Origin of the sequence: Kushneria avicenniae, from assembly GCF_900112585.1 — a bacterium.
Taxonomy (GTDB): domain Bacteria; phylum Pseudomonadota; class Gammaproteobacteria; order Pseudomonadales; family Halomonadaceae; genus Kushneria; species Kushneria avicenniae.
Window position 1 is genome coordinate 1 of sequence record NZ_FOLY01000012.1, and the last position, 5,275, is coordinate 5,275.

2 tRNA genes and 3 rRNA genes are annotated in these 5,275 nt (G+C 55.9%); all 5 read left to right on the forward strand.

Annotated elements, in window-relative coordinates:
• Positions 1–180 precede the first annotated feature (180 nt).
• Positions 181–1,720 (forward strand): 16S ribosomal RNA (locus BM079_RS16445).
• 67 nt (positions 1,721–1,787) lie between these two features.
• A tRNA-Ile gene (locus BM079_RS16450) sits at positions 1,788–1,864 on the forward strand.
• 7 nt (positions 1,865–1,871) lie between these two features.
• Positions 1,872–1,947: transfer RNA gene (locus tag BM079_RS16455), tRNA-Ala, on the forward strand.
• 270 nt (positions 1,948–2,217) lie between these two features.
• A 23S ribosomal RNA gene (locus BM079_RS16460) occupies positions 2,218–5,108 on the forward strand.
• Positions 5,109–5,215: 107 nt separating this feature from the next.
• Positions 5,216–5,275: ribosomal RNA gene (gene rrf, locus BM079_RS16465) — 5S ribosomal RNA — on the forward strand; the annotation flags it as partial.

The window sequence follows — 5,275 nt, forward strand, 5'->3', positions numbered from 1 at the left end:
GCTCTTTAACAAGTCGATCAGGCAATTTGTGTGGGCGTCTGGCTCGCGTGACACCAGTCACATAGATATTCGAGCAGACGAACACTCGTCAAGAGTACCAGTTTTGACTCGAGCCCGGATTGATTCGCCTTTCGAAACTGCTTTTGCAGTGTCGGATAAAGAATCTCAAAGCTTCATTTTAAACTGAAGAGTTTGATCATGGCTCAGATTGAACGCTGGCGGCAGGCCTAACACATGCAAGTCGAGCGGTAACAGGGGTAGCTTGCTACCCGCTGACGAGCGGCGGACGGGTGAGTAATGCATGGGAATCTGCCCGGTAGTGGGGGATAACTCGGGGAAACCCGAGCTAATACCGCATACGTCCTACGGGAGAAAGCAGGGGATCTTCGGACCTTGCGCTATCGGATGAGCCCATGTCGGATTAGCTTGTTGGTGAGGTAACGGCTCACCAAGGCCGCGATCCGTAGCTGGTCTGAGAGGATGATCAGCCACACCGGGACTGAGACACGGCCCGGACTCCTACGGGAGGCAGCAGTGGGGAATATTGGACAATGGGGGCAACCCTGATCCAGCCATGCCGCGTGTGTGAAGAAGGCCCTCGGGTTGTAAAGCACTTTCAGTGGGGAAGAAGGCATGGCGGCTAATACCCGCCATGAAGGACATCACCCACAGAAGAAGCACCGGCTAACTCCGTGCCAGCAGCCGCGGTAATACGGAGGGTGCAAGCGTTAATCGGAATTACTGGGCGTAAAGGGCGCGTAGGCGGCTTGCCAAGCCGGATGTGAAAGCCCCGGGCTCAACCCGGGAACGGCATTCGGAACTGGCAGGCTAGAGTGCAGGAGAGGAAGGTGGAATTCCCGGTGTAGCGGTGAAATGCGTAGAGATCGGGAGGAATACCAGTGGCGAAGGCGGCCTTCTGGACTGACACTGACGCTGAGGCGCGAAAGCGTGGGTAGCAAACAGGATTAGATACCCTGGTAGTCCACGCCGTAAACGATGTCGACCAGCCGTTGGACCCCTTGAGGGTTTGGTGGCGCAGTTAACGCAATAAGTCGACCGCCTGGGGAGTACGGCCGCAAGGCTAAAACTCAAATGAATTGACGGGGGCCCGCACAAGCGGTGGAGCATGTGGTTTAATTCGATGCAACGCGAAGAACCTTACCTGCTCTTGACATCCTGCGAATCTCCCAGAGATGGGAGAGTGCCTTCGGGAACGCAGAGACAGGTGCTGCATGGCTGTCGTCAGCTCGTGTTGTGAAATGTTGGGTTAAGTCCCGTAACGAGCGCAACCCCTATCCCTTTTTGCCAGCGGTCCGGCCGGGAACTTCAGGGAGACTGCCGGTGACAAACCGGAGGAAGGTGGGGACGACGTCAAGTCATCATGGCCCTTACGAGCAGGGCTACACACGTGCTACAATGGCCGGTACAAAGGGTTGCGAATCCGCGAGGTGAAGCCAATCCCAAAAAGCCGGCCTCAGTCCGGATCGGAGTCTGCAACTCGACTCCGTGAAGTCGGAATCGCTAGTAATCGCGCATCAGAATGGCGCGGTGAATACGTTCCCGGGCCTTGTACACACCGCCCGTCACACCATGGGAGTGGACTGCACCAGAAGTGGTTAGCTTAACCTTCGGGAGAGCGATCACCACGGTGTGGTTCATGACTGGGGTGAAGTCGTAACAAGGTAGCCGTAGGGGAACCTGCGGCTGGATCACCTCCTTAAACGACAAGTGTTCACGCAACCAGCGCGTCCACACAAATTGCCTGATCGGATAGAGCGAAGATGCCTGGGTCTGTAGCTCAGTTGGTTAGAGCGCACCCCTGATAAGGGTGAGGTCGGCAGTTCAAGTCTGCCCAGACCCACCAACCTGTCGGGGCCATAGCTCAGCTGGGAGAGCGCCTGCCTTGCACGCAGGAGGTCGGCGGTTCGATCCCGCCTGGCTCCACCATACAGCCCGATGGCCAGTTCTTCTGGTATTTCCTGATGAAACCACAGTCAAAAGTCATGATGATGACACCTCATCGACATGATTTCTGACTGTCTTTTTGACAGTACGCTCTTTAACAATGTGGATCATGCTGACCTGTCGGTCGGTGAACACCCTGCCTTTGCGGCAGGCGTCGTGACCCGACCGGCAGACAACGTAAAAGTTGTGATACGTCTTGTACGTATCCGGCGAAATGTCGTGTGATCGTGACCGGACCCCTTGGGGTTATATGGTCAAGCGATCAAGCGCACACGGTGGATGCCTAGGCAGTCAGAGGCGATGAAGGACGTGACAGCCTGCGATAAGCGTCGGTGAGGTGGCAAATGACCTGCGACCCGGCGATTTCCGAATGGGGAAACCCACTTACCACAAGGTAAGTATTCATGAGCCAATACATAACTCATGAAGGCGAACCGGGAGAACTGAAACATCTAAGTACCCCGAGGAAAAGACATCAATTGAGATTCCCCCAGTAGCGGCGAGCGAACGGGGACCAGCCCTTAAGCAGTGCGACCGATAGGCGAACAGTCTGGGAAGTCTGACCATAGCGGGTGATAGTCCCGTAGCCGAAATCCGAGCATTGTGAAATCGAGTAGGTCGGGGCACGTGAAACCCTGACTGAACATGGGGGGACCATCCTCCAAGGCTAAATACTCCTGACTGACCGATAGTGAACCAGTACCGTGAGGGAAAGGCGAAAAGAACCCCGGCGAGGGGAGTGAAATAGATCCTGAAACCGTGTGCGTACAAGCAGTGGGAGCCTACTTGTTAGGTGACTGCGTACCTTTTGTATAATGGGTCAGCGACTTATTTTCAGTAGCGAGCTTAACCGAATAGGGGAGGCGCAGGGAAACCGAGTCTTAAATGGGCGACTTAGTTGCTGGGAATAGACCCGAAACCGGGCGATCTATCCATGGCCAGGATGAAGGTCAGGTAACACTGACTGGAGGTCCGAACTCAAGTATGTTGAAAAATGCTGAGATGAGCTGTGGATCGGAGTGAAAGGCTAATCAAGCTCGGAGATAGCTGGTTCTCCTCGAAAGCTATTTAGGTAGCGCCTCACGTATTACCACCGGGGGTAGAGCACTGTTTCGGCTAGGGGGCCATCCCGGCTTACCAACCCGAGGCAAACTCCGAATACCGGTGAGTACAGCGTGGGAGACACACAGCGGGTGCTAACGTCCGTTGTGAAAAGGGAAACAACCCAGACCGCCAGCCAAGGTCCCAAAATCCCGGTTAAGTGGGAAACGATGTGGGAAGGCACAGACAGCCAGGAGGTTGGCTTAGAAGCAGCCATCCTTTAAAGAAAGCGTAATAGCTCACTGGTCGAGTCGGCCTGCGCGGAAGATGTAACGGGGCTCAAACCGGGTACCGAAGCTGCGGGTGCATCCTTCTGGATGCGCGGTAGAGGAGCGTTGTGTAGGCCTGCGAAGGTGTATCGTGAGGTATGCTGGAGGTATCACAAGTGCGAATGCTGACATGAGTAACGACAAGGGCGGTGAAAACCCGCCCCGCCGGAAGACCAAGGGTTCCTGTTCGACGACAATCGGAGCAGGGTGAGTCGACCCCTAAGGCGAGGCTGAAAAGCGTAGTCGATGGGAAACGGGTCAATATTCCCGTACCGGATGTTATTGCGATGGGGGGACGAAGAAGGCTAGGTGAGCCGGGCGCTGGTTGTCCCGGTGAAAGTGCGTAGGCCTGAGGATCAGGCAAATCCGGTCCTCTGAAGCCGAGACACGAGACGAACAGACCACGGTCTGGAAGTCACTGATGCCACGCTTCCGGGAAAAGCCTCTAAGCTTCAGATAACATGCGATCGTACCCCAAACCGACACAGGTGGTCAGGTAGAGAATACCAAGGCGTATGAGAGAACTCGGGTGAAGGAACTAGGCAAAATGGCACCGTAACTTCGGGAGAAGGTGCGCCGGTGATCGTGACGGCCCTCGCGGCCCTAGCGACCACCGGCCGAAGTGACCAGGTGGCTGCAACTGTTTATTAAAAACACAGCACTCTGCCAACGCGTAAGCGGACGTATAGGGTGTGACGCCTGCCCGGTGCCGGAAGGTTAATTGATGGTGTTAGCCCTCGGGCGAAGCTCCTGATCGAAGCCCCGGTAAACGGCGGCCGTAACTATAACGGTCCTAAGGTAGCGAAATTCCTTGTCGGGTAAGTTCCGACCTGCACGAATGGCGTAATGATGGCCACGCTGTCTCCACCCGAGACTCAGTGAAATTGAAATCGCTGTGAAGATGCAGTGTACCCGCGGCTAGACGGAAAGACCCCGTGAACCTTTACTATAGCTTCACACTGGACGCTGATGTTGCTTGTGTAGGATAGCTGGGAGGCTTTGAAACCCCGACGCCAGTCGGGGCGGAGCCAACCTTGAAATACCAGCCTGGCATCATCGGCGTTCTAACTCCGCACCGTGATCCGGTGTGAGGACAGTGTGTGGTGGGTAGTTTGACTGGGGCGGTCTCCTCCCAAAGCGTAACGGAGGAGCACGAAGGTACCCTCAGCACGGTTGGAAATCGTGCAATGAGTGCAAGAGCATAAGGGTGCCTGACTGCGAGACGGACATGTCGAGCAGGTGCGAAAGCAGGTTCTAGTGATCCGGTGGTTCTGTATGGAAGGGCCATCGCTCAACGGATAAAAGGTACTCCGGGGATAACAGGCTGATACCGCCCAAGAGTTCATATCGACGGCGGTGTTTGGCACCTCGATGTCGGCTCATCACATCCTGGGGCTGAAGTCGGTCCCAAGGGTATGGCTGTTCGCCATTTAAAGTGGTACGCGAGCTGGGTTTAGAACGTCGTGAGACAGTTCGGTCCCTATCTGCCGTGGGCGTCGGAAGTTTGAGAAGTGCTGCTCCTAGTACGAGAGGACCGGAGTGGACGCACCGCTGGTGTACCGGTTGTCATGCCAATGGCACCGCCGGGTAGCTATGTGCGGACGGGATAACCGCTGAAGGCATCTAAGCGGGAAGCCCCCTTCAAGATGAAACTTCCCTGGAGCCTCGAGCTCCCTGAAGGGCCCTCGAAGACGACGAGGTCGATAGGTGCGGTGTGTAAGTGCAGCAATGCATTGAGCTGACGCATACTAATTGCCCGTGAGGCTTGACCATATAACACCCAAGTGGTTCGCGTCGCACGACGCCGGATACGACAGACGTATCGACAGCATGATCCCGATTACGACCGGCTGCCTGACAGCAGCCGGTCTGCAGAATTGCCTGACGACCATAGCGTGCCGGTCCCACCCGATCCCATCCCGAACTCGGCAGTGAAACGG